14 protein-coding genes are annotated in these 23,083 nt (G+C 67.6%); all 14 read right to left on the reverse strand.

What is annotated here, in order from left to right:
• Nucleotides 1-90: 90 nt before the first annotated feature.
• The 14 genes from VVR85_RS05775 to VVR85_RS05840 all read right to left on the reverse strand — a co-directional run bounded on the left by VVR85_RS05775 (nt 91) and on the right by VVR85_RS05840 (nt 23,058).
• Complete coding sequence (locus tag VVR85_RS05775; protein ID WP_368519990.1) at nt 91-1,638, reverse strand: acyl-CoA carboxylase subunit beta; 1,548 nt, start codon at nt 1,636-1,638, stop codon at nt 91-93.
• Nucleotides 1,622-6,418 carry a polyketide synthase Pks13 gene (gene pks13, locus VVR85_RS05780; RefSeq protein WP_368519991.1) on the reverse strand — a complete coding sequence of 1,599 codons (4,797 nt, stop codon included), beginning with the start codon at nt 6,416-6,418 and terminating at the stop codon, nt 1,622-1,624. The genes VVR85_RS05775 and pks13 overlap by 17 nt, the downstream gene beginning before the upstream one ends.
• 162 nt (nt 6,419-6,580) lie before the next feature.
• Complete coding sequence (locus VVR85_RS05785) at nt 6,581-8,437, reverse strand: FadD32-like long-chain-fatty-acid--AMP ligase (protein WP_368519992.1); 1,857 nt, start codon at nt 8,435-8,437, stop codon at nt 6,581-6,583.
• A gap of 118 nt (nt 8,438-8,555) precedes the next feature.
• Complete coding sequence (locus VVR85_RS05790; protein ID WP_368519993.1) at nt 8,556-9,485, reverse strand: cutinase family protein; 930 nt, start codon at nt 9,483-9,485, stop codon at nt 8,556-8,558.
• Between the two features lie 18 nt (nt 9,486-9,503).
• Nucleotides 9,504-10,001 carry a hypothetical protein gene (locus VVR85_RS05795; protein WP_368519994.1) on the reverse strand — a complete coding sequence of 166 codons (498 nt, stop codon included), beginning with the start codon at nt 9,999-10,001 and terminating at the stop codon, nt 9,504-9,506.
• 30 nt (nt 10,002-10,031) lie between these two features.
• Complete coding sequence (locus VVR85_RS05800; protein ID WP_368519995.1) at nt 10,032-12,002, reverse strand: alpha/beta hydrolase-fold protein; 1,971 nt, start codon at nt 12,000-12,002, stop codon at nt 10,032-10,034.
• A gap of 297 nt (nt 12,003-12,299) precedes the next feature.
• Nucleotides 12,300-13,328, reverse strand: coding sequence for an alpha/beta hydrolase (locus tag VVR85_RS05805; RefSeq protein ID WP_368519996.1), 1,029 nt, complete (start codon nt 13,326-13,328; stop codon nt 12,300-12,302).
• 165 nt (nt 13,329-13,493) lie between these two features.
• The gene (gene zomB / locus VVR85_RS05810) at nt 13,494-15,230 is read right to left on the reverse strand and encodes a flagellar motor control protein ZomB (protein WP_368519997.1); all 1,737 of its coding nucleotides are present in this window, start codon (nt 15,228-15,230) and stop codon (nt 13,494-13,496) included.
• A 30-nt stretch (nt 15,231-15,260) separates the two neighbouring features.
• The gene (locus tag VVR85_RS05815; RefSeq protein ID WP_296203425.1) at nt 15,261-16,256 is read right to left on the reverse strand and encodes a decaprenyl-phosphate phosphoribosyltransferase; all 996 of its coding nucleotides are present in this window, start codon (nt 16,254-16,256) and stop codon (nt 15,261-15,263) included.
• Nucleotides 16,253-16,777: a phosphatase PAP2 family protein gene (locus VVR85_RS05820; RefSeq protein ID WP_368519998.1), complete on the reverse strand. Its 525-nt coding sequence runs from the start codon at nt 16,775-16,777 to the stop codon at nt 16,253-16,255. Before VVR85_RS05820 ends, VVR85_RS05815 begins: the two co-directional genes overlap by 4 nt.
• Nucleotides 16,770-18,710 carry a glycosyltransferase gene (locus tag VVR85_RS05825; protein ID WP_368519999.1) on the reverse strand — a complete coding sequence of 647 codons (1,941 nt, stop codon included), beginning with the start codon at nt 18,708-18,710 and terminating at the stop codon, nt 16,770-16,772. The genes VVR85_RS05820 and VVR85_RS05825 overlap by 8 nt, the downstream gene beginning before the upstream one ends.
• 201 nt (nt 18,711-18,911) lie before the next feature.
• The gene (locus VVR85_RS05830; protein ID WP_409338214.1) at nt 18,912-19,517 is read right to left on the reverse strand and encodes a three-helix bundle dimerization domain-containing protein; all 606 of its coding nucleotides are present in this window, start codon (nt 19,515-19,517) and stop codon (nt 18,912-18,914) included.
• Nucleotides 19,518-19,737: 220 nt separating this feature from the next.
• Complete coding sequence (gene ppsA / locus VVR85_RS05835) at nt 19,738-22,104, reverse strand: phosphoenolpyruvate synthase (protein ID WP_368520000.1); 2,367 nt, start codon at nt 22,102-22,104, stop codon at nt 19,738-19,740.
• Between the two features lie 99 nt (nt 22,105-22,203).
• Nucleotides 22,204-23,058, reverse strand: coding sequence for a pyruvate, water dikinase regulatory protein (locus VVR85_RS05840; protein ID WP_368520001.1), 855 nt, complete (start codon nt 23,056-23,058; stop codon nt 22,204-22,206).
• Nucleotides 23,059-23,083: the final 25 nt, after the last annotated feature.

The raw sequence follows: 23,083 nt of genomic DNA on the forward strand, positions 1-23,083 counted from the left end.
CAGAAGCATGTTTCCTCCACTATTACTCGGCGAGCCGGCCACGGGTGCCGGAGATTACTTTAGACATATCGTCCCCGGCGCCCGGTTTCGTTACATCGGGGCGATGGTGTGCTTCTTCGGCAGGTCCCGCACGTCCTTGGTGGCCAGCTGGCGCAGGGCCTGGCGCAGGGCCAGCCGCGACTGGTTCGGCTGGATCATCGCGTCCAGGTAGCCGCGTTCGGCGGCCACGTAAGGCGCGGTCATGGTCTCGTCGTAGAAGTCCATGAACATCTTCTTGGTCATCGCGCGCTGCTCCGGGGTCTCGGCGGCCTCCAGCTGCTTGCCGGCGATCATGACCACGGCCGCGGCCGAACCCATCACGGCGATCTGCGCGGTCGGCCACGCCAGGTTGATATCGCCGGTCAGGTTCTTCGAGCCCATGACGGCGTAGGCGCCGCCGTAGGCCTTGCGGACAATCAGCGAGACCTTCGGGACGGTTGCCTCCACCACGGCGAAGGCGAACTTCGCGCCGCGGTGAATCAGCCCGGCCTTTTCCTGGTCCACGCCCGGCAGGTAGCCGGGGGTGTCGACCACGAAGACCAGCGGGATGTTGTAGGCGTCGCAGATGCGGATGAAACGCGCGCCCTTGTCCGCGGCATCGGCGTCGATGCAGCCGGCCAAGTGCATGGGGTTGTTCGCCACGAACCCGACGGCCTGGCCGTCGATCCGCCCGAAGGCGGTGATCATGTTCGGAGCGAAGTTCTCCTGCAGCTCGATGAGCTCGTCATCGTCGCCCAGCTGGCGCAGGAGCTCCTCCATGTCGTAGCCGGCGTTCGTGTCATCGGGCATAAACGCGTTGAGCTCGTCGTCCTCGGCGACCTCCTCGTCGCTGGGGGCGGCGAAGACGGGCGCCGGGTCGTAGCAGGTCAGCGGCAGGTGGTCCAGCAGGTCGCGGACCAGGTCGAAGGCCTCGTCCTCCGACTCGACCACGGCGGAGACGTTGCCGTTTTGCTCCTGCTGGCGGGCGCTGCCCAGCTCCGCGGAGGTCACGTCCTCACCGGTGACCTCCCGGATGACGTTGGGGCCGGTGACATACATTTCCGCCTCGCCGTCGACGGCGATGACGAAGTCGGTGGTCACCGGGGCGTAGACCGCGCCGCCGGCGGACTTGCCCAGCATGATGGAGATTTGCGGGCTGCGGCCGGACAGCGGCAGCTGGCGGCGGGCGATCTCCGAGTACATGGCCAGGGAGGTCACCGCGTCCTGGATGCGGGCGCCGCCCGAGTCCTGGATGCCGATGACCGGGCAGCCGATCTTGATGGCCATGTCCATGACCTCGGTGACCTTCTTACCGAAGGTCACGCCCACCGAGCCGCCGTAGACGGTCTTGTCGTGCGCGTAGATGCACACCTGCCGGCCGTTGATGCGGCCGTAGCCGGTGACCACGCCGTCAGAGTAGATGGCCTTCGGATCCCCCGGGGTCTTGCCCAGGGCGCCGGTCTCCACGAAGGAGCCGTCGTCGAGCAGTTCCTCGATGCGCTGGCGCGGGGTGGTGCGGCCGGCCTCATCGCGGCGGGCGCGGGAGCGTTCGCTGCCCGGGTCCTGGGCCTTGTCCAGCCGGGCGCGCAGATCCGCGAGTTTCTCAGCGGTGGTTGCCACGAATCTTTACCTCGATCCAATCCTCGATGTGCTTGCCCACAATGCCGATTGCGGGCTCGTCCGGCACGGCCAGGTGGTCGCCGGGCAGCTGGACGATCTCTAGATCCTCCACGATAGCGCCCCAACCGCCGTCCGGGTCAATCTCCGCGTAGCGCGGCTCGAGCTCGATCGCGCCGTCGTGCATGCGCTCCGAGCGGAACAGCAGCACCGGCACGTCGACGTCCGCCCAGCGGCGCATGTCCAGCTTGCCCAGGATCTGGTTGTCCACGAAGGAGGCGCGCTGGTGCTCCAGCACGCCGGCCGCCAGGCCGTGCTCCGAGGCGTCCGTGGTGGCCAGGAACTGCGCGAGCATATCCATCACTGCGTCCTCGCCGGCGGTCTCCAGCAGCTCGTAGGGCACCGGGAACTCCAGCCCGTAGGTCTTTTCCGCAAAAGCGGCGTAGCGCTCCCAGCGGGCCTTGGTCTCTTCCAGGGTGTCCGGCGCCGGATCGGAGGGCTGGGTGGTATCCAGCAGCGCGATGAACGCGACCTCGAGGTCCTTGTCACGCAGCTGGTGCGCGACCTCGTAGGCCAGCGCACCGCCGAACGACCAGCCGCCGAGGACGACCTTGCGGCCGCGGGCGTGCTTGACGATGTCGTCGATGTAGGCCTGCGCGCGGTCTTCCAGGCTGCCCTCGAGGCGCTCGACGCCGTAGACGGCGACGTCCTCGGGCAGGCGGCGCACCAGCGGCTGGTAGACCACCGTGGTCCCGCCGGCCGGGTGGAACATGAACACGGCCGGGCCGTCGGCCTCCCGCAGCACGCGGATGTTGCCCTCGACCTCGGTCTCCAGGCCCTCGCGGACCAGGTCCGCCAGCGGCTCCAGCGTTTCTGCCTCGCGCACGGCCGCGGTGGTGACCTCGACGCCGGCGCGCTCGGAAAGCCGCTCGGCAATCTGGGTGGCCTGTTCCTCGGTCAGCTCCGGCAGCGGGCTGGTCACGCCAGCCGCCGCCTTCCCGGTGATCGAGGCCCAGGTGCCGAAGACCATGCGCTCGGAGGCGTCGCGCGGGGCCACGCCCACGCCGGTGCCAGTGGTGGCCTCGGCGTCTGCGGCCTCGTCGGCCTCAGCGTTCTTTTCCGTCTTTTCGGCGTTGCCGGTTGCGGCTGCGGCGGTCTCCACGCCGTCGGTCTCGCGGCCTTCCACGGCGGCGGTGACCATGTCGATGACGTCGGCCAGGGAGGCATCGCGCAGCGCCTGGACCTGCAGCGGCGGGATCTGGAAGTCGTTTTCCACGCGGTTCTTGATGCGCATGCCCATCAGCGAGTCCAGGCCGAGATCGATTAGCGGCAGCTCGCGCGGCAGGTCGGTCACGTCGTAGCCCATAGATTCCGAGACGATAGCCGCCAGGCGGTCCTCCACGGTCTCCGTGGCCGGGTCCCAGCGCACGGCCTCAATGTCCGCGTCGGCGGACTGGTCCGGGGTCGCCTTCAGCGAGGCGGAGTCCGGCAGGTCGGCCACGCCGGGCACGGCCTTGGTCCCTAGGTCCAGGGAGGTGGCGAAGCCTTCCGCGACCAGGGTCGTCGCGCCGTCGCTGACGGCATAGGCGGCGACGGCCACGCCGCCGAGCGACTTGGTCACCACGGTGGTGACCTCGCCCTGGGCGGGCAGCGTGCCGGGTTCTTCCACGGCGACGAGGTGGGCGCCCGGGGACACGGCATCGATAGCCGCCTCCAGCAGCGCCAGGGCGCTCGGGGCCTGGTCGGCGTTGGTGGAAAAGGCGGTCTTGCCCTCCGGCAGGTTCACGCGCGTGCCCGGCAGGCCGGTGACCCCGGAGGACGGGCGGGCGTGGGTCCAGTAGCGCTGGCGCTTGAAGTGGGTGTGCGGCGCGTCGCGCACGGGCCCGTCGCCGAAGACGGCGCGGTAGTCCACCGGCGCGCCGGCGACGTAGAGCTTGGCCAGCAGGTCCAGCAGGGACACGCTCGGATCGACCTTGCGCTTGAGCGCGTAGAGCAGCTGCGCGTCTGCCTTGCCGACGGCGAAGGCGGTGGACATCATGCCCATCAGCGCCACCGGGTTCGGGGCGATCTCCACCAGCTGGGTGTGGCCGGCGGCAAAGGCCGCGCGGGTGGCGTCCTCCAGGAAGACCGGCTGGCGGGTCATGCGCAGCCAGTAGTCCTCGTCGTGGACGGTGGCGCCCGGGCGGTAGACCTCGCCGCGGTCGACGGAGCTAAACAGCGTGGTGTGCAGCGGGCGGGCGGTAATGCCCGCGATGTCGCCGGCGAGCTCGCCGAGGATCGGATCCACGGCCGAGGTGTGCCCGGCGCCCTTGACGTTGAGCGCGCGGGCGAACTTGCCCTCGCCCTCGAGCTTCTCCACCAGGTCCAGGACCTCCTGGCGCGGCCCACCCACGGTGGTCATGCCGGGGCCGGTGTAGACGGCCGGCTCGATGTTGCCGTCCAGGGCCGCGATGTCGTCCGCGGTCAGCTCGACGACGGCCATCGCGCCCTGGGTTTCCTCGGTCAGCTGGGCCTCGCCCTCGCCCATGAGGCGGGCGCGGTGGCAGGCGATCAGCATGGCGTCGTCTGCGCTGATGCCGCCGGCGGCATACGCCGCGGCGATTTCGCCCATCGACATGCCGATAACGCCGGCCGGGCGGGCGCCGAAGCTGGCCAGCAGATCCGTCAGCGCGATCTGGATCGCGGTGATGGCCACCTGGGCGGTCTCGGTGTTGTAGGTCTGCTCGTCGTCGCGGACGATGTCCAGGATGGACCAGCCGGACTCGAAGTCCACGATCTGGTCCAGCTCCTCCAGGCGGGCCAGGAAGTCCGGGGAGACGGCGATGAGGTCCTTGACCATCTTGCGGTGCTGGGAGCCGAAGCCGGAGTAGACGAAGACCGGGCCCGGCACCGACGGGGAATCCGCGGCGGTGACCCCGACCGAGATCTTGCCGGCGGCGACCTGCCGCAGGCGGGAGATGGCTTCCTCCGGGTCGGTGGCGTTGACCACCGCGCGGGAGCGGGCGTGGTTGCGCCCGGCCAGGGAGCGGGCCAGCGCGAAGAGATCCGCGGTGCCCAGCTGCTGGTCCTCGATGAAATCGGCCAGCGCGCCGGCCGCCTGGGCCCGGCGCGACGGCAGCAGGCCGGAGACCGGCAGGCTGACGGTGGCAGCGGTGGCATCGTCGGCGGTGTCGGTGGTGTCGGTGGCGACCTGGGCGGCGCGCTGCTGCGGGGTGCCCTGGTAGTCGCTGAGCACGACGTGGGCGTTGGTGCCGCCGAAGCCGAAGCCGGACACGCCGGCCAGCTTGTGGCCGGAGTACTCGGGCCACTCGCGGGGGTCCTCGACGACCTCGAGCTTTTCCGCGTCGAAGTCGATGTAGCGGTTCGGCGCGGAGAAGTTGATGCTCGGCGGCAAGGTGTCGTGGCGCATGGCCTGGATGACCTTGATAAGGCCCACCACGCCGGCGGCAGACTCGGAGTGGCCGATATTGGACTTGGCCGAGCCCAGCAGCGTGGGGTTCTCCGCACCACGGTTGGCGCCCAGGACCTCGCCCAGGGCGGTGGCCTCGATGGGGTCGCCCAGGATGGTGCCCGTGCCGTGGGCCTCGACGTAGTCGACCGTGGCCGGATCGACCTCGGCGTCGGCGTAGGCGCGGTGCAGCACGTCGACCTGCGCCTCCGGGTTCGGGGCGGTCAGGCCGTTGGAATGGCCGTCGGAGTTGATGGCCGAGCCCTTGATGACGGCGAGGATGTTGTCGCCGGCGGCCTCGGCGTCGCTGAGCCGCTTGAGCACCAGCACACCGCCGGCGTCCGCGCGCACGAAGCCGTCCGCGTCGTCGGAGAAGGCGTGGATGCAGCCCGTGGGCGAGATGACGCCGAGTTCGCCGAAGGCGGTGGACACGAACGGGGAGGCCATGATGTTGATGCCGCCGGCCACGGCGACGTCGGCATCGCCCTCGCGCAGGCCGCGCACGGCCTGGTGGACGGAAACCAGCGAGGACGAGCAGGCGGTATCCACGTTGACCGAGGGCCCGCGCAGGTCCAGCGCGTAGGAAATCCGGTTGGAGATAATCGCCGAGGAGGTGCCGGTCAGCGCGTACGGGTGCGCCTCCGCCGGGTCGGCGGTGATCAGCATCCCGTAGTCGTTGTTCGACGATCCCATGTAGACCCCGGTGGCGGTCCCGCGCAGCTCGTTGGCCGGCAGGTGGGCGTCCTCGAGCGCCTCCCAGACCAGCTCCAGCAGGATCCGCTGCTGCGGGTCCATGTTGGTGGCCTCCACCGGGGACAGGCCGAAGAATTCCGCGTCGAAGCTGGCGATGTCGTCCAGGTAACCGCCGGCGAGGTTCTGCTCGGCCATCTTCTGGGTCATCACCGGATCGGCGGCGTAGTCGGACCAGCGGCCAATGGGCAGCGGCCCGGTCGCGCCGCGGCCTTCGACCAGCATGTCCCAGAACTCGTCCGCGTTGTTGGCGCCCGGGAAGCGGCCGGCCAGGCCGATGACGGCGATGTCCTCGCGGCCGCCGGCCGGGGTGATCCGGCGCGGGGCGGACGCCGGCGCCGACTGCTGGGCCGGGCCGTTAATCAGGCGGTCGGCCAGCTGGGCGATGGTCGGGTATTCGTAGGCGACCGTGGGGTCAAGATCCACGCCCACCAGGTTTTCCAGCTCGCCGGACAGCACCACGGCGTCGCGGGAGGACAGGCCGAAGTTTTCCAGCGGCTTAGAGTCGGTAATTTCCTCCGCGGGAACGCCCGTGGTCTGGGCTACCCAATTACGGATCCAATCACGCAACTGCTCTACGGTCATACGCCATGCTTTCTTTCGCTTACGTTCATTAAGGGGATCACAAAGAATAATCGTCTTTGGTGAAAATGCTCCACCTTAGGCTATCGAACTCGGACCCCAAAACGTTAGTAGCAAGCGCCGGCCAGGCGGATGCGCAGGGCCTTGTTCGAGCCCCGCCGGGTTTTAGCCGCGCTGGGCCAGGTAGTGCTTCTTGGCCACGCGGCGGGCGATCTTGCCCGAAGAGGTCCGGTTGATCTCGTGGGCCTGCTTGAAGACGATGTCGTCCGGGGTCAGGCCGTGGTGGGCGGAGACCGCCGAGCGGATGGCCTCGGCCGCGGCGGCGTCGCCGGAGGGATCAGCCGTATCGGCGCGCTCGACCAGCAGCACCAGCTGCTCGGTGTCCGCGCCCTCGACGGAGAACGCCGCCACGGAGTCCGGGCGCACGTGCTCGCTGGCCTCCTGGACGGTGGACTCGATGTCCTGCGGGTAGTGGTTGCGGCCGGCCACGACGATAAGGTCCTTCAGGCGGCCGGTGATGTAGAGGTGGCCGTCCAGGATGGTGCCCAGGTCGCCGGAGGCCATCCAGCGATCGTCGTCCGGGGCGCCGGCCACGCGGCTATCCGCCAGGCGCTCGCCCAGGGTGTTGCGGAAGGTCGCGGCGGTGTCCTCGTCGCGCTCCAGGTAGCCGGCGGCCATGTTCTCGCCGTGGGCCCACAGCTCGCCGATGACGCCGTCGGCGACCTCGGCCCGAGTCTCCGGATCGACGATGGTCAGGTACTGCGGCTGCACCACCTGGCCGACGGAAGCGAAGGCCACGGTGTTCTCGGAAGCCTCGGCCACCTCGGCGCGGCCCTCGGCCAGGGCGGCGCGGTCGAAGTGGGTAATCAGCGGGCGCTCGTCGGTCTGCGGGGTGCTCACTAGGAGGGAGGCCTCCGCCAGGCCGTAGGACGGGCGCAGCGCGGTGCGCTTGAAGCCGTAGGGCTCGAAGGTGTTCAGGAAGCTGTCCACGGCGGACTCGGTGACCGGCTCGGAGCCGACGATGAGGCCGTCGATGTGGGACAGGTCCAGCTCCTCGCCGTCGGCCGGGGCGCCGTAGCGCGCGGCCAGCTCGAGCGCGAAGTTCGGGACCACGCCGTAGGTGGCCTGCAGCTTGTCATCGATCGGCTTGCGGTTGAGCTGGCCCACCCAGCGCTTCGGCTGCTGGATGAAATCGCGCGGGGACATCAGCTCGAAAGGCAGGCCCAGGATGGTCACGAAGACCGTGAGGATGATGCCCATGTCGTGGTGCAGCGGCAGCCAGGTGACCAGGCGCAGCGGCATCTTCAGCTGCGCGGCGCGGAAGATCTGCAGCACGTTGGTCAGAATGGAGCGGTTGGTCAGGATCACGCCGGCCGGGGTGCGGGTGGAGCCGGAGGTGTACTGCAGGAAGGCGGGCTGGTCCAGGGGCATGACCGTGGACATCGCCAGCTGCTGCTGGCCCTCCAGGGTCGACGCCGGGTTCTGGTAGGACGCCGCCAGGCTGTCCGGCAGGGAGTCGACGGAGAGCACGCGCGGGCGCTCCCGGGAGGGCAGGTCGGCGAAGTGCTTGCGCACTGCGGCCGCCGATGCCCGGTTGGTCAGCACCAGCTTCGGCTGGGCGTCGGCGAATACCGCCTTCAGGTGGTCGGCGTGGCCCGGCTCGTTCGGATCGTAGAGCGGGATGGGCGTCATGCCGGCGTACAGGCCGCCCAGGAAGCCGAAGAGGTACTCCGGGGAGTTGCCGGCCAGGATGGCCACCCGGTCGCCCAGCTTGCCGACCTGCTGCAGGCGGGCCGCCACGGACTTGATGCGGGTGTTGACCTCCTGGCGCGAATAGGTCACCAGCTGGCCCTCCCGGCTTTCGGAGTAGTCCCAGAAGCGCAGGACCTTCCGGTCACCGCCGCCGGTCTGCAGATCGCCCTGGTAGAGCAATTCCGCGAGCCCGGCGAGGGTCAGCTGCGGCGCGAGGGTGATCTCCCCCTTGTCGTTGAAGAACTGGCCCATGGCGGCGTGCAAATCCATGTCAGTAACGCTCCTTGAAATCCGATTCGGTTTATTTTGCTACTAAAATTATCAGACTAGGCGGCCGCCGTGTTACACCGCGGGCGGCCGGTTGCCCGCGGCATTGCCGCGGGCCGTTCTAGATGCCGTCGATGACTCCGCGGGCCCAGCCGACCACCCAGTCGTTGGCGGTCGTGCCTTCGACCACGTGCGGGTTGGAGGCGTACTGGGCGTGCACGCCGTTGGCGGCGATGAGATCGCGGGCGCGATCCAGGCCGTTGGCGGCATCGCGCGGCGCGTCGCAGATGGAGTCGTCCGGCGCGCAGATCTGGAAGGTGCGGTCCGCCAGCTCGCCAAAGCCGTTGGGGCGCGCGCCGCGCATGGTCGCGCCCGGCACGATGGGCTGGACCAGCTTGCTGATCGGCTCCAGGGCGATCTCCGCGCCGATGCCGTGAACCTCGACGCCCGGGTTGATGCCCACGCCGGGCTCCCGGCGGCCGTCGGCGATAAGCGCCACGCCGGCCACCGACTCGGCCGGGACCGCGCCCGTGCCCGCGCCGATCTGGTCGGCGACGTCGCCCAGGATGACCGCGCCCTGCGAGAAACCGGCCATGACGAACTTCGTCGCCGGGCAGGTCTCGTGCATATAGCGCAGCTCACCCTCCAGGGTGGAGGTGCCCTCCTGGCGGGAGTCGTCGTAGGACATCTCCTCCTGGGAGTTGATGTTCTTAAACTGCGCGGTGTACGGCAGGGTCCACACCTTCACGTCCTGCGGGGCGTAGGCCTGCTGCAGCGGCTGGGAGATCGAGAGCATGAACGAGCGCGGGTTGGCGGTCGGGTTGATAGGATCGTCGTCCGCCTTGGATTCCCAGGTACCGGGCGCGGAGATGACCTCGACCCGCGGGCACCAGTCCGGCTGCTCCGGGGCGGCCGGCTCGTCCTCGCCGGGCTGCGTGGCCGGCGGCTCCGACAGGTTGCTCGAGGAGGTGCTGTTGAAATAGTGCACCGCAGAGGCGCCCAGGATCACCAGCAGGATCACTACTGCCACCGCAGTAAGGGTCTTTTTCATGTTTTGTGCCTGTCTCGTCTAGCAGTAGACGGAGCGCGCTTCGTCCGTCAGGAACCGGGTCAGCTCTTCGTAATCCAGCTCCGTGCGGCCCTGCTCGATGAGCTGGCCGGCAATCGCGTTCAGGGTGATGGGCTCTTCCTCCACGCAGACCCGCTGCGCGGCGGAGACCAGCTGCGTTTCCACGCCGGCCGCGTCGATATCGCGCTCGCCGACCGCGCCGAGGAAGTCGGCATCGCCCGCAGAGGCATCGGCCTCCGGGAAGGGGATTTCGGAGATCTCTTCGGCACCGCGGTCCTCCGGGGCGCGGTCGCCGGCCGGCGCGGCGGCGGAAGGCTTCGAGCTGCTTTCGGCCGACTCCGACTCGGAGGCGGATGCCGACTCGGTCTCCGAGCCGCGCTCCAACGGCGCCACCGAGGTCGGGGCCGCGGCCTCGTTATCGTTGTCGACGGTGGCGGAACCGCAGGCCGCCAGGCCCAACGATGCCGCGACGGCCAGACCCGCAATCAATTTTCGCATGGCGCTGATGGTACTCCTTCCGGCTGGCGTTTAGGACTTCTGCACGCGGCCGAAGATCTCGCTCAGGGTGCCCTTCTGGAACTTCTGGGTCAGGCCGCCGGCCGGGATCTGCTCCGTGTCCGAGGTCGGGTAGCCCATCTCGCCCTGCTCGTAGCCGCGCTTGCCCCAGTCTTCGAAGATCTTGCCGTGCATGATGAAGTGCGCGCCGGTCTTCGGGGACCAGTAGATGTTGCCGTGCTCGAACTCCTGGAAGGCGCCGCCCTTGATCTTGATCTCGTCGCTGGTCGGGAAGCCCAGGCCGGTGGTCGCGCCACCCATCTCCTTGTACTTGGCGCCGATGGCACCGTGGACGATGTGGTGGGAGTTGTCCGGGTTACGGGTCAGGATGCCGTTCTCGAACTTCTGCTGGAAGCCGCCGTTGACTTCCTGCGGCGCGGAGGTCGGGTACTTGAGATCCCCGCCTTCCCAGCCGTTCTTGCCCCAGGCCTCGACCATGTCCTTCGGGATGGCATAGGCGCCGGTCTGGGCGGTCCAGTAGATGGAACCGTTCTCAAAGTGGACGAAGCGGCCGCGCTGGTCCGGGGTCTTTTCCTCGTTGGTCAGCGGGAAGCCCAGCCAGGAGCCCGGGCCACCCATCTCGCTGTAGCGGGCGTTGATGCGACCGACCAGGGCCTTGGCACCAGTCTCCGGGGACCAGTACGCGGTGCCCGCGCTGAAGTCCTGTGCCTTGCCGTTGTCGCCGGCGTCGTATTCGTTGTTCACGCACTCGCCGATGGTGCCGGACTTGGTGGCCGCGCCGATGGCGCCGATGGCCTGGCAGTCCGCCCCGCGGTCTTCCTTGGGGATAGCCAGGGCGTCCGCGATGGACGGCCAGGCCTGCTGCATCTCAAACTGCCAGTATTCCCAGCTGTGGACGCCGGACGGGCGGAAGTGCGCCTCCGGCTCCACGCCGGCGCGCTTGGCGTAGCTCATGAAGGTCTCGCCGGACATGCGCGAGATGGCCTCCAGGCCGATGCCGGCCATGTTGGCCGGGCCCTTGGCGACGGACTCGGGGTTGCCGAAGTCGTCCTTGCCGGAGCCGGCGGAGATGTAGACCTTCATGTCCTTCAGGTTTTCGATGCCCAGCTTCGGGTCGTGGTCGATCCAGTCCTGGGAGCCCGGCGGGCCCCACATGGCGTCCGAGTTGTACCCGCCGGCGTCCATCTGCGCGGCGCGGATTGCGGCCGGCATGCCGCTGCTGGTGGTGTCCAGGTAGCCGGAGAAGGAGCCCACGAAGTCGAACAGGTGCGGGTTGCGCTCGGCCAGGTTGACCGCGGCGGTACCGCCCATGGAGATACCCGTCACGGCGCGCTTGTGGTTGGAGCGGTACTCGTTGTCCAGGATCGGCACCAGTTCCTGGGTCAGGAAGGTCTCCCACTGGTAGTGGGTGCCGTTGTCCGGGCGCTGCCAGTCAGCGTAGAAGGAGGACTCGCCGCCCACCGGCATGATCAGGTTGACGTTGCGGTCGGCGTACTGGTTCAGGATGTTGGTCTCGATGGTCCAGCCGGACTCGTCGTCGCGGGCGCGCAGGCCGTCCAGGGCCCAGACCTCCGGGAAGGTGGCCTCCGGGTTGGAGTACCAGTCACGCGCCAGCTGGATCTGGACCTTCTGCAGCTTGTCCGGCATGGCCGCGGACTTGATGTAGACCATCAGGTGGCGGTTGGTCAGGTATTCCACGCGCTCGATGTCCACGCCCTCCGGCAGGCCTTCGACGTCCGGGTAGGTGGTGTCAATCGGGGTGCGCTCCGGCGGGGCCGACGGCGCGAAGGAATCCGACAGGCTCGACCCGGACGAGGAGGAGCTGAGGTCCCCCAGGCCCTGCTGGGCGGTGGCGTTAGGCAGCAGGGCGATGCCGACGGCCAGCGCCGTGGGCAGGGCCGCGGCGGCTAGCCCGCGGCGGGTACGAGTCTGGTACGTGTTGCGCGCCTGGCGCGGGGAGGGCTTCGGAGCGGATGTGCGCATGGAGGTATCCTTGACGTTCGACTAGTAGACAGACAGCGATGGAGTCCCAGCCAAAAGAGCCAACGAGGCAGCGCCCGCCGAAAACACGGCTAGCGCACCCGGAAACTCACGCAATCCGAAGGTTCCCCTCCTCCGGAGCACGTATCTGGGTTGTTGTGCGCTCAAGTTTAAGTTCAACTTGAGACTTTTCCTAGCCGACACGCCCGAAGTCACATTCTTATCCGGAAATAGAAAAATCCCCGCGCTAGGGCTAGCGCGGGGATTTTGGTTTAGTTCTGGTGCGGGTCTAGGACCGGCTTACCAAGCGTTCATCACGTTGAGGACGCGCGGCTTGGTCTTGTCCAGCTGGCGGCCGAACTGGTTCCAGTTGTGCAGGCCGACGTTCGGGTAGTCCGTGGTCAGGTTGACGCCGTCGGCGCGGGCCTTGAGCTCGTACAGGCGGGTCGAGACCATCGCGAAGGCCTCCAGGGCCGCACCCGATGCCTGGTGCTGCGGCAGGTACTTCTCATCGCCCGGGCCCGGGATACCGGAGGCCGCGGAGACGTAGACGTCCTTGCCGCGCAGGCCGGAGGTCAGGTGGAACGGGTCGTTCGCGAAGCGGCGCGGGCTGATCAGGGTGCCGTACATGGCGTTGATGTTAAACCCGCCGGCGTCCAGCATGGCCAGGCGCATGAAGGTCTGGGCGCCCGGCAGCGTGGTGGTCAGGTAGCCGGAGAAGGACATGGCCTGACGGAACTGGTTCGGGTGCTTGCTGGCCAGGACCATGGCCGAGGTAGCGCCCATGGACAGGCCCGCGATGGAGTTGTTGTTGCGGGCAACGCCGAAGTTGCGCTCCAGGTAGCCCGGCAGCTCCTGGGTCAGGAAGGTCTCCCACTTGTAGTTGACCGGGTTGGTCAGGTCGTAGGTGGCCGGGCCTTCCCAGTCCGCGTAGAAGGAGGACTCGCCGCCGACCGGCATGACCAAGGTGATGTTGTGCGGCTCGTAGGTGGCCGCGGCGTTCACGTCGTTGACCCAGGCGTTGGTGCGGTCGGTCGCGCGCAGGCCGTCCAGCAGGTAGAGGCCGGCGTTGCCGCCGCGCTTGGCCGGCTGGATCTGGACCGGGATGTTGCGGCCCATGGACTGGGACCACACGTCGCAGCGCTGGACCCACCAGCCCACACGGTCCCAGTCGCAGTGGCCGGTGGCGTCGGCACGCAGGTAGTCACGCGGGGCGGCTTCGGCCCGCTGCGGGCCAGCCACGGCGAGCATGGTGACGACCATGAGGATGGCCGCGACCACTGCGGTGACCCGGCGGGACGCGCGGGAGGCGAAAGACGTCAGTGTCATGTCTCTCCTTGCTTGTGTACTTTTTTGTTTCAGTTTTTACCGAAGGGTTCCTTCAGTACGTATCGAACGCAAGCGAAGTTGCGTTAACAATCACGAATTTATAACAGTGCCTGAGATTCTAGACGATTGCTGTCAATTTGTCTCATTCCGGCAGCTGCCTGGGGACTACTTGAGGTAGTCCTGAGCGTTGTCTGTAAACTGTAGCGTCCGCCCGTCGGTCAGCGAGAATTTGATGTTTTCGAAGAACCGCCCCGTGTCCAGCGGGTCGCGGTAGGTCGCGAAAAGCTTCTGGAAATCCGGGTGCTCAAGGGCCCGGCGGTTCTCAGCCACCTCGTCCTTGTCGTACCACGCCGGCAGCTCCTCGATGTCCACGGCGGAGTCCGCGGCCTGCCAGGTAAGCGGCAGGGACTTGTCGTGGCCGATTCGCCCGTCCTCGATCCGCGGCTGCCGCGCCGCCAGCGGCGTGGCCAGCCCGATGTTGTCCAGCACGCGCACGTTCAGCGGCGAATGCATCGAGGACATGCCCATATTGATGAGGTACAGCGTCGGCGGGTCGTTGCGACTGTCATCGCGCCCCGCGGTCGTCCAGGCGTTGTCTTCGATGGAGTCGCCGTCGAGGTAGCGGATGGCCAGCGCGTCGCCGCGCTCCAGCCCGTCGATCGCGTCATCGAAGCCGCGCAGCAGGCGCATCTTCTTAAAGTCCTCCGCGTCCTTCGGCGGGTTTCCGGGTTCCCGCTTGGTGGCGTAGGTCCAGTAGTCGCGCTCGTCGACGATGGAGATCTCGCCCTCGTAGACTTTCCAATCCACCGGGTGCCCACGCCAGGCCGCCACCGCGGCCCAGACCGCAATCCCGGCCACGCCGGCGGCGACCCAGTAATCCCGCACCGGCAGCACGAAGACCGGCAGCAGCAGCGCGAAAAGCGGCAGCAGGAGCATGCGCCCGTGCATGAAGTCGCCGCCCACCCGCAGCACGTAGAGCAGGTGGATCAGCGCGCAGATAACCAGGAGCACAACGACGACGGGCTGGCTGCGCACCGCGGAAAAGTGCGCGTCGCCGCGGAACTGGTAGACCGCCAGCGCCGCCAGCACCAGCAGGGGCAGCCAGAGCCAGTAGGGGCCGACGAAGTCGCCGAGGTAGTTGAAGCCGGCGCCCCAGGCGGAATCGGCAGCCGACTTGGCCACGGCCGTGTGCGGGGTCAGCAGGCCGTAGTAGCCCATGCGGAAAACCTGGTAGGCCAGCGGCAGCGGCAGCGCCGCGCCCAGGATGCCCGCCCAGTGCGCCGGGCGGCGGTGGGCCACCAGCAGGACGATGCCGGTCAGCCCGCCGTAGAGCGCCAGCTCCGGGCGCACCAGCCAGGACAGGCCGGCCCAGAAGGCCACCAGGTAGGGGTTCGCCCCGCGCACCCAGCGGGTCAGCAGCCACCACAAGACCGCCAGGTAGAAGATGGACAGGCCCCACTCCAGGCCGGAGGTGAAAAAGTCCCGGGCCGGCGGCAACGCCAGGTAGACCAGCGCGCCGGCGGGCAGGACCACCGCGCGCGTGGCGTGCCGGCCGCCGGTGTTATGTACCTGGGCGGTGGCCCACGTGCCGACCACCAGGGCGGCCACGGACAGCGCGATGGCCAGCCACATTGCGATGGCTTCCAGCTGGGCGCCGGTGACCAGACGGCCCAGGTAAATCAGGTACTGCCACAGGGTGGAGGTGTTGGCCTCCACCCGCTCCCCCGCGTTGAAGACCGGGCCGTTGCCGGCCAAGAGGTTGCGGACGGTGCGCAGCACGATGAGGCCGTCGTCGGCCATCCACCGGCGCTGCCACGCCGCGAAGAAGGTAATCGCCCCGATAGCTACACTGCTGGCAACCACCGAGAGGTGGGCCGCGCGGGGACTACCGATTTTTTGCATAACAGAGCAGGTTACCAGTTGTCCCCCGAATTAGATCATCGGGAAAACGTAGACCGCCATGGCAATACAAGCCAGCCACAGCAGCGCCAGAATCTGCAGGACGCGGTCCTCCAGCGCGATCTCGTCCGGCGCCCCGCCGTGGCCGCGGTCGACGTCCGCAGCGTAACGCAGGATAGCGATGGTAAACGGCACCATCGAAACCTGGTACCAGATGCCGGCCACGCCCTCGGCCTGGCTGGACAGCTCGAAGCCCCACAGCGTGTAGGACATCACAACGGCGGTGGCCGCCAGGGTCCACACGAAACGCAGGTAGGTAGGTGTATAGCCTTCCAGCGACTTGCGGATCTTCGCCCCGGTGCTCTCCGCCAGCAGGATCTCCGAGTAGCGCTTGCCGGAGGCCATGAACAGGGAGCCGAACGCGGCGACCAGCAGGAACCACTGGGACAGCTCGATGCCCGCGGCCACACCGCCGGCCATGGTACGCAGCATGAAGCCGGAGGAGACCAGCGCGATGTCGATCACCGGCATGTGCTTCCAGCCGAAGCAGTAGCCCAGCTGCAGCGCGATATAGACCGCGATGACCAGCGCCAGCTCCACGCCCGCGGTGGCCAGCAGCGACAGGCCAATGGCGCCGACGATGAGCACCGCCGCCATGACGTAGGCCAGCTGCACCGGCAGCACGCCGGCGGCAATGGGCCGGAAGCGCTTGGTCGGGTGCGCGCGGTCGGCCTCGACGTCGCGGGCGTCGTTGATGAGGTAGATGGACGACGCGCCCATGCAAAAGACCACGAAGGCCAGCAGGACGTCCAGCAGCACGCGGCCGTGGAACAGCGCGTCCGCGCCCGCGGCGGCCGGGGCGGCCAGCACGAGCACGTTCTTGACCCACTGCTTGGGGCGCAGGGCCTTGACCATGCCGTCGGCGAGGTTCTTCGGCGGCTTGCGCTTCCGACCCGTGTCTACGCCGGAGGTGTGAGGCTCCGAGTGAAAGAAGCTCTGGTTGCCGTCATCGTGCGGATGGGCGCTCATGCGGTTTTCCTTTCCAGCCGGCTTACAACCTGCGCCGTGGTGGCGCCCAACAGGGCGCCCACGGCAGTATCAGAGGGATAATGCACCCCCAGCACCATACGCGACGCCATCATCACCGGCACGCCCAGCCAGAAGCTGCGGTTACCGGTCACGCGGGCGGCCGCCACGAGGAAGGCCGTCGTCGACGTCGAGTGCGAGGACGGGAAGGACAGGCGCGAGGGCGTTTTCACCCCGACCCGCACGTAGCTGTAGTCCGGGCGGCGCCGGCGCACCACGCGCTTAATGACTACCGATGCCGCGTGCGCGCCAAAGGCCGCCACGCCCACCCCGGCCCACTGGCGGCGCCGGGGCTTATCGATGCCCGCCGCCAGCGCCGACAGCGCCATCCAGCCGAGCGCGTGCTCACCGAAGTGGCTCAGGCCCCGCGCGGTCGGCAAAACGCAGGGCACGTCGAAGGCGACGTCCTGGATGGCCTTGAGGACGTGCGACTCGGCATCGTTGAGCTGAGAAATGCTACTCAAAGATCTTCCTCCAGGATTCGCGGCTGGTCAGCGTCGGCAGGGCGGCGCGGTAGGTGGCGCGCAGCTCGTCGAAGTTGTTTTCAATCTCCTTGAGCAGCTCGCGGGTCTGCCCCACCAGATCCTGGGCCAGCTCGCGGTCGCGCTTGCGGAAGGCCACGCCGGTGCCGCCGGCGGTCGAGACCGTCGCCGAGTCCAGGCGCGAGAGCGTGAACCAGCGCGCCTCCTCCGGCGTCAGGTTCAGCTGCGGGGCCGCGTGGTGGGCCGGGTCTTCCTTGCTGGCCAGGTGCTTGATGCTCTTAAACAGCCAGGGCAGCTTCTTGATCTTGCCCAGGCGGCCGCCGATGTTGCGGGTCGGCACGCCCGGCGCGCCCGTCGGGGCCGGCAGCTCCGCCGCCGAGGGCAGGATCTGCGCGTCGGAGTACTGCGAGCGGATCTTGTTGATCCGCGGCAGGGAGGACTCCAGGATGTCGAAGAGCTGGTCCGGGCCGGCCAAAAAGTCCCGCATGGCCTCCAGCTGGATGGCCATGGTGGAGTACTCCATGCACATGGTGTGCTTGAGCGTGGACTTGAAGATGGAGCGGGTGATCCCGCGCGGGTCGCCGTCGTGGTAGATGGCGGCCACGATCAGTCGGTTGCGCAGGTGGAAATAGGCCTGCCAGTCGATGGCGTCGTCCTTGTCCGCCCAGGCCATGTGCCAGATTGCCGCGCCCGGCCAGGTCACGGTCGGGAAGCCGGCGCGCCCGGCGCGCAGGGAGTACTCGGTGTCGTCCCACTTGATAAACAGCGGCAGCGGCTGGCCCATCTTTTCGGCCACCACGCGCGGGAACAGGCACATCCACCAGCCGTTGTATTCGACGTCGACGCGGCGGTGCAGGGCACGCGAGTCGTATTTGTTGGGGTCCTTGTGCGACTGGGCATCGCCAATAGCTGACAGCGGGTACTTGGCGAAGTCGTGGTCGTAGACCGCGTGCGGGGCCGGGCCCCACATGAAGTCGGACTTGTTGACCTGCTCGCCGGTGGTGCGCAGCTGGCTGCGCTCCTGCAGGTTGAGCATCTGGCCGCCGACGATGATGGGGCGGGCGGCGTAGCGGGCCGCCTGCACCGCGCGCAGGATGGAGTCCGGCTCGATGGCGATGTCGTCGTCCATGTAGAGGATGAACGGCGAGTCGGTGTTCTCGATGGCCTCGAACATGATGCGGGAATACCCGCCGGAGCCGCCCAGGTTGCCCTGGCGGAACTCGCGGAAGCGCTCGCCGAAGTGGGCGACGGCGGCGTCGTAGCCCGGCTCATCCGCCGGGTGCTGGTTGCCCTGGTCCGGCATGAGCACGTAGTCGATGATGCCGTCGACGACCGGGTCCTCCGCCAGCGCCTGCAGCGCTGCCACCGCGTCGGTCGGGCGGTTGAAGGTCGGGATGCCGACGGCCACGCGCTTGTCCGCGGCCGGCTGGGTGGTGCCGTCGGGCAGCACCTGCTCGCCCGGGGCGTGCGGGGCGCACCAGGCGACCTGGGAGAGCTCGGTTTCGGTCTCGGCGGTGACGTCGAACCACAGCCAGCCGCCGTCCTCGAAGTTCTTCAGCGGCAGCTCGAAGTGGTGCTCGCCGTCCTCGACCAGGTGGTTGGCCACGCCGATGCGCTGCCCGTTTTCCTTGGAGCGGTACACCGAGACGTTCGCCTGGCCGTTCACGTGCAGCGACAGCACGATGGAGTCCAGCTGCGACCAGCGGCGCCAGTAGGACGCCGGGAAGGCGTTGAAGTAGGTCTCGAAGGAGACCTCTTCGCCGGCCGGGATGGTCAGGGTGGTGCGGTCGTGCCAGCTCAGGCGCTGGCGGTTCTGCGGAGACTCAATGAGGTAGAGCATGCGCACGTCGTTCGGCTCGCCGCGCTTGGGCAGCAAGACGCGTTGCACTGCTTCATATTCCTGGGGGTAAGTCACGATGGCTTCTTTTTCTCCAAACGTTTTTTACACTCTTCTAGCGAGTAAGGGTAGTGCCCCCAGGCGCCCAGCACGTTCTCACACACGGTCATGGGTCCGAATTCACAGCCGCCCGCCCGGATGCGGCAGGCACACAAAAACCCCGCCGCCACCCCGGGATAACCGGGATGGAGCAGGGTTTTGATCGGTTTCGGGTGCACCTTAGGCCTCGACGGCAACCTTTTCGTCCACCAGGTCGATGCCCAGCTTGCCCAGCATGTAGAGCACGCGGGCTTCCAGGTCGTCGGCCAGCTCACGGGTCTGCTCGACCGTTTCGGCCGGCAGGATGTCCCAGATCTTGACGTCCTTGCCCGCCTCGTCGCGGTGAACGTCGCGGCCCAGGTAGACGATGAAGTCCGGCATGGTGACCGTCCGGGCATCGTCGAAGTGGCGCGGCTGGCCCTCGGTGAGGCCCCGCTCGGCCAAGACGTGGCTCATGTGGCTGGCGTCCTCGTTTTCCGGGTGGGACACGGCCGCATCCACCAGCAGGGCGTCGCCGGCGTGCTTCTTGGTCAGCTCCACGGCGGCCTCCGCCAGGGCGTGGTCGGTACCGGCGGCAAAGCGCACGTGAATGCGGTGCTCGCCGAAGTATTCCATCACTTCCCGCTCCACCAGGACTGGGACGAACTCTTCCAAGACCGCGCGTGCGGAGTGCTTGGCGATGACCTCGTCCAGCTTGGCATCAATCGCCTCGGCGCTGTGCGCATGCCCGAAAGCCGCGTGCAGATCCTCGCGCAGGGTGTCAAAAACTCGGTTGTTATTCATCATCGCTATTCACCTGATTTCTTGTTATTACGGCGAAGTTTCATTGTCTTCAACCACTCGAGTGAACCTTTTGTTCCCTCAAAGTTAACCTGCCGTTAACCTTAGCAGATCGCTGGGCAATTGCAAATGATGGGCCTGAACCAAGTGTTTAGCGCGGGGTGGGATCGCGAAAGCGCCGCCGCTTCTCTGTGGAAACGACGGCGCTCACGATGCCGCGTGCCGGCTACTTCTTGTCCGCCAGGCGCAGCCAGGTATCGACCACGGTGTCCGGGTTCAGCGACAGCGAGCTAATCCCCTGCTCGACCAGCCAGTCCGCCAGGTCCGGGTGGTCGCTGGGGCCTTGGCCGCAGATGCCGACGTACTTGCCCTGCTTCCGGCAGGCCTCGATGGCCCGGCCCAGCAGCACCTTGACCGCCGGGTTGCGCTCGTCGAAATCGTGGGAGACCACGCCCGAGTCGCGGTCCAGACCCAGCGTGAGCTGGGTCAGGTCGTTCGAGCCGATGGAGAAGCCGTCGAAGTACTCCAGGAACTGCTCCGGGATAAGCGCGTTGGACGGGACCTCACACATCATGATGAGCTCCAGGCCGTTCTCGCCGCGGCGCAGGCCGTTGGCGGCCAGGGCCTCGGTCACCCGGCGCGCCTCATCCGGCGTGCGCACGAACGGGATCATGATCTTGACGTTTTCCAGGCCCATCTCCTCGCGCACGATCTTCATCGCCTCACACTCCATGGCGAAGCACTCCGCGAACTCCTCGGAGACGTACCGGGAGGCGCCGCGGTAACCCAGCATCGGGTTTTCCTCGTGCGGCTCGTAGAGGTTGCCGCCCAGCAGGTTGGCGTACTCGTTGGACTTGAAGTCGGACATGCGCAGGATGACCGGGTTCGGGGCGAACGCCGCCGCGATGGTGGCCACGCCCTCGGCCACGCGCTGGACGAAGAAGTCGCGCGGCGAATCATATGCGCCGGTCAGAAGCTCCACCTCGGACTTCAGTTCCTCGTCCAGGTTGGGGTAGTCCAGCAGCGCGCGCGGGTGGATGCCGATCTGCCGGTTGACGATGAACTCCAAGCGCGCCAGGCCCACGCCGTCGTTGGGCAGGCGGGAGAAGGCGAAGGCCTGCTCCGGCGTGCCGACGTTCATCATGATCTTCGGGCCGATCTCCGGGACCTGGTCGACGTCGGTCTCGGTGACCTCGAAGTCCAGGGAGCCGTCGTAGACGTAGCCGGTATCGCCCTCCGCGCAGGAGACGGTGACCTCGCTGCCCTCGGCCAGGACCTCGGTGGCATCGCCGGTGCCGACGACGGCCGGGATACCCAGCTCGCGGGCGATGATCGCCGCGTGGCAGGTGCGACCGCCGCGGTTGGTGACAATCGCCGAGGCGCGCTTCATGATCGGCTCCCAGTCCGGGTCCGTCATGTCCGCGACCAGGACCTCGCCCGGGTTGAAGCCGTGCATCTGCTCCAGCGAGTCGAAGACGCGCACCTTGCCGGCGCCGATCTTCTGGCCGATGGCGCGGCCCTCCGCCACGACGGTGCCGCGCTTGTCCAGGCTGAAGCTCTGCAGCACGGAGCCGCGGCGGGACTGCACGGTCTCCGGGCGGGCCTGCAGGATGTAGAGCTGGCCGTCCTCACCGTCCAGGCCCCACTCGATGTCCATCGGGCGGCCGTAGTGGTCCTCGATGATAAGCGCCTGACGGGCCAGCTCCTCCACCTGCTCGTCTTGCAGGGAAAAGCGCGCGCGGTCGGCCTCGGGGGCGTCGACGAACTCGGTGGTGCGCCCGACGCTGGCGTCGTCGGTGTAGACCATCTTGGTCGCCTTCGCGCCCAGCGAGCGGGAAATGACGGCACGCTTGCCGTCGCGCAGGGCCGGCTTGTAGGCGTAGAACTCGTCCGGGTTGACCGCGCCCTGAACCACGCCCTCGCCCAGGCCGTAGGCGCTGGTGACGAAGACGACCTGGTCGAAGCCGGACTCGGTGTCCATGGTGAACATGACGCCGGAGCTACCGATGTCCGAGCGCACCATCTTCTGCACGCCCGCGCTGAGTGCTACCGCGTCGTGGTCGAAGCCGTGGTGGACGCGGTAGGCAATCGCGCGGTCGTTGTAGAGGCTGGCGAAAACCTCGCGGATGGCCACCAGGACCGCGTCGATGCCCTGGATGTTCAGGAAGGTCTCCTGCTGGCCCGCGAAGCTGGCCTCCGGCAGGTCCTCCGCCGTGGCCGAGGAGCGCACCGCAAAGCTGGCCTTGTCACCGGACTCGGCGGCCAGCTTGTCGTAGGCAGCGCGGATATCGCTCTCGATGCCCTCCGGCAGCGGGGTGTCCAGAATCTCCGCGCGGATCGCCTTGCCGGCGGCCTCCAGCTGGCGCGTGTCCTCCGTGTCCAGGCCCTCGAGCAGCTTCGAGATCCGCTCGTCCAGGTGCGTTTCCGTCAGGAAAGCGCGGTAGGCGTCCGCCGTGGTGGCAAAGCCGTCGGGGACGTTGACGTTGAGGCGGGCGAGGTTGGAGACCATCTCTCCCAGGGAGGCGTTCTTGCCGCCTACCTGCTCGACGTCGTTCATTCCGAGTTCGGAGAACCAGCGAATATTATCGCTCATATTCAGGCATCCTTAGTATTAAACGGGGTAAGTGATGGCAAGCATTGTAGTCGCCGGGTGGGCCCGCGCGGGCGAAAATCGCGTGGGCAAAAAATCACACTAGCGACCGCTCGTTATGGATAGGTGCTGCAGAATCATCGCGGACATCTCTTCAACAGACTTTGTCGAAGAATCCACGTAAGGAATCCCATTAGCCTTCATCATCGCCTTCGCGCCGCGCAGCTCGAAGCTGACCTGCTGGCGGGAGGCGTAGCGCGAATTCGGCCGGCGCTCGTTGCGCACCTGGCACAGGCGCTCCGTGCTGGTGACGATCCCGAAGAGCCGGTCCTGGTACTTGCGCACCGGCCGCGGCAGGGTGGTCGAATCGAAGTCCTCGTCCACCAGGGGGTAGTTCGCCGCGAACAGGCCGTGCTGCAGCGCCAGGTACATCGACGTCGGCGTCTTGCCGCAGCGCGACGGCGCCAGCAGGATGATGTCGGCCTGCTCCAGCGCGCGCAGGGACTGCCCGTCGTCGTGCTCGATGGCGAACTCGATGGCCTGCATACGGCTGTTGTAGCGCTGGCTGTCGGCCAGGGTGTGCAGCTGCTTGGCCCGCCGTACGCTGGTCGTGCCCAGCGCCCGCTCGACGCTGCCCAGGTAGGCGCTCAGCAGGTCGATGACCGTGGCCTTCGAGCTCAAGATGCAGTCGCGGATCTCGTCGTCGACCGCGGTCGAAAACACCAGCGGCGTGCGCCCGGCGGCGACCTGCCTATCCAGCCGGGCCACCAGCTCGCGCGCGGCCTCCAGGCTGCCCAGAAACGGCACCGTGGTGCGCGTAAACGTCAGGTGCGGGAACTGCACGAGCAGCGCGTTACCCATGGCCTCCGAGGTGATACCCGTCGAGTCCGAAACGAAGAAGACGGGCACCACCGGCTTGTCCTCGCCGTTGACGGGAGGGTGATTAATCGCATCCATGATCCCATCCTAGTCCCCCTTGAAG

It is taken from the genome of Corynebacterium sp. LK2590 (genome assembly GCF_040946105.1).
In the GTDB taxonomy this organism is placed as follows: Bacteria; Actinomycetota; Actinomycetes; order Mycobacteriales; family Mycobacteriaceae; genus Corynebacterium.

Bases quoted from the DNA above. Each gene is read 5' to 3' on its own strand.
- VVR85_RS05785 (WP_368519992.1), bottom strand. From the start codon at position 8,437: ATGGATTTGCACGCCGCCATGGGCCAGTTCTTCAACGACAAGGGGGAG.
- VVR85_RS05840 (WP_368520001.1), bottom strand. From the start codon at position 23,058: ATGGATGCGATTAATCACCCTCCCGTCAACGGCGAGGACAAGCCGGTG.
- VVR85_RS05805 (WP_368519996.1), bottom strand. From the start codon at position 13,328: ATGACACTGACGTCTTTCGCCTCCCGCGCGTCCCGCCGGGTCACCGCA.
- pks13 (WP_368519991.1), bottom strand. From the start codon at position 6,418: ATGACCGTAGAGCAGTTGCGTGATTGGATCCGTAATTGGGTAGCCCAG.
- VVR85_RS05815 (WP_296203425.1), bottom strand. From the start codon at position 16,256: ATGAGCGCCCATCCGCACGATGACGGCAACCAGAGCTTCTTTCACTCG.
- ppsA (WP_368520000.1), bottom strand. From the start codon at position 22,104: ATGAGCGATAATATTCGCTGGTTCTCCGAACTCGGAATGAACGACGTC.
- VVR85_RS05790 (WP_368519993.1), bottom strand. From the start codon at position 9,485: ATGAAAAAGACCCTTACTGCGGTGGCAGTAGTGATCCTGCTGGTGATC.
- VVR85_RS05795 (WP_368519994.1), bottom strand. From the start codon at position 10,001: ATGCGAAAATTGATTGCGGGTCTGGCCGTCGCGGCATCGTTGGGCCTG.
- VVR85_RS05830 (WP_409338214.1), bottom strand. From the start codon at position 19,517: ATGATGAATAACAACCGAGTTTTTGACACCCTGCGCGAGGATCTGCAC.
- zomB (WP_368519997.1), bottom strand. From the start codon at position 15,230: ATGCAAAAAATCGGTAGTCCCCGCGCGGCCCACCTCTCGGTGGTTGCC.
- VVR85_RS05800 (WP_368519995.1), bottom strand. From the start codon at position 12,002: ATGCGCACATCCGCTCCGAAGCCCTCCCCGCGCCAGGCGCGCAACACG.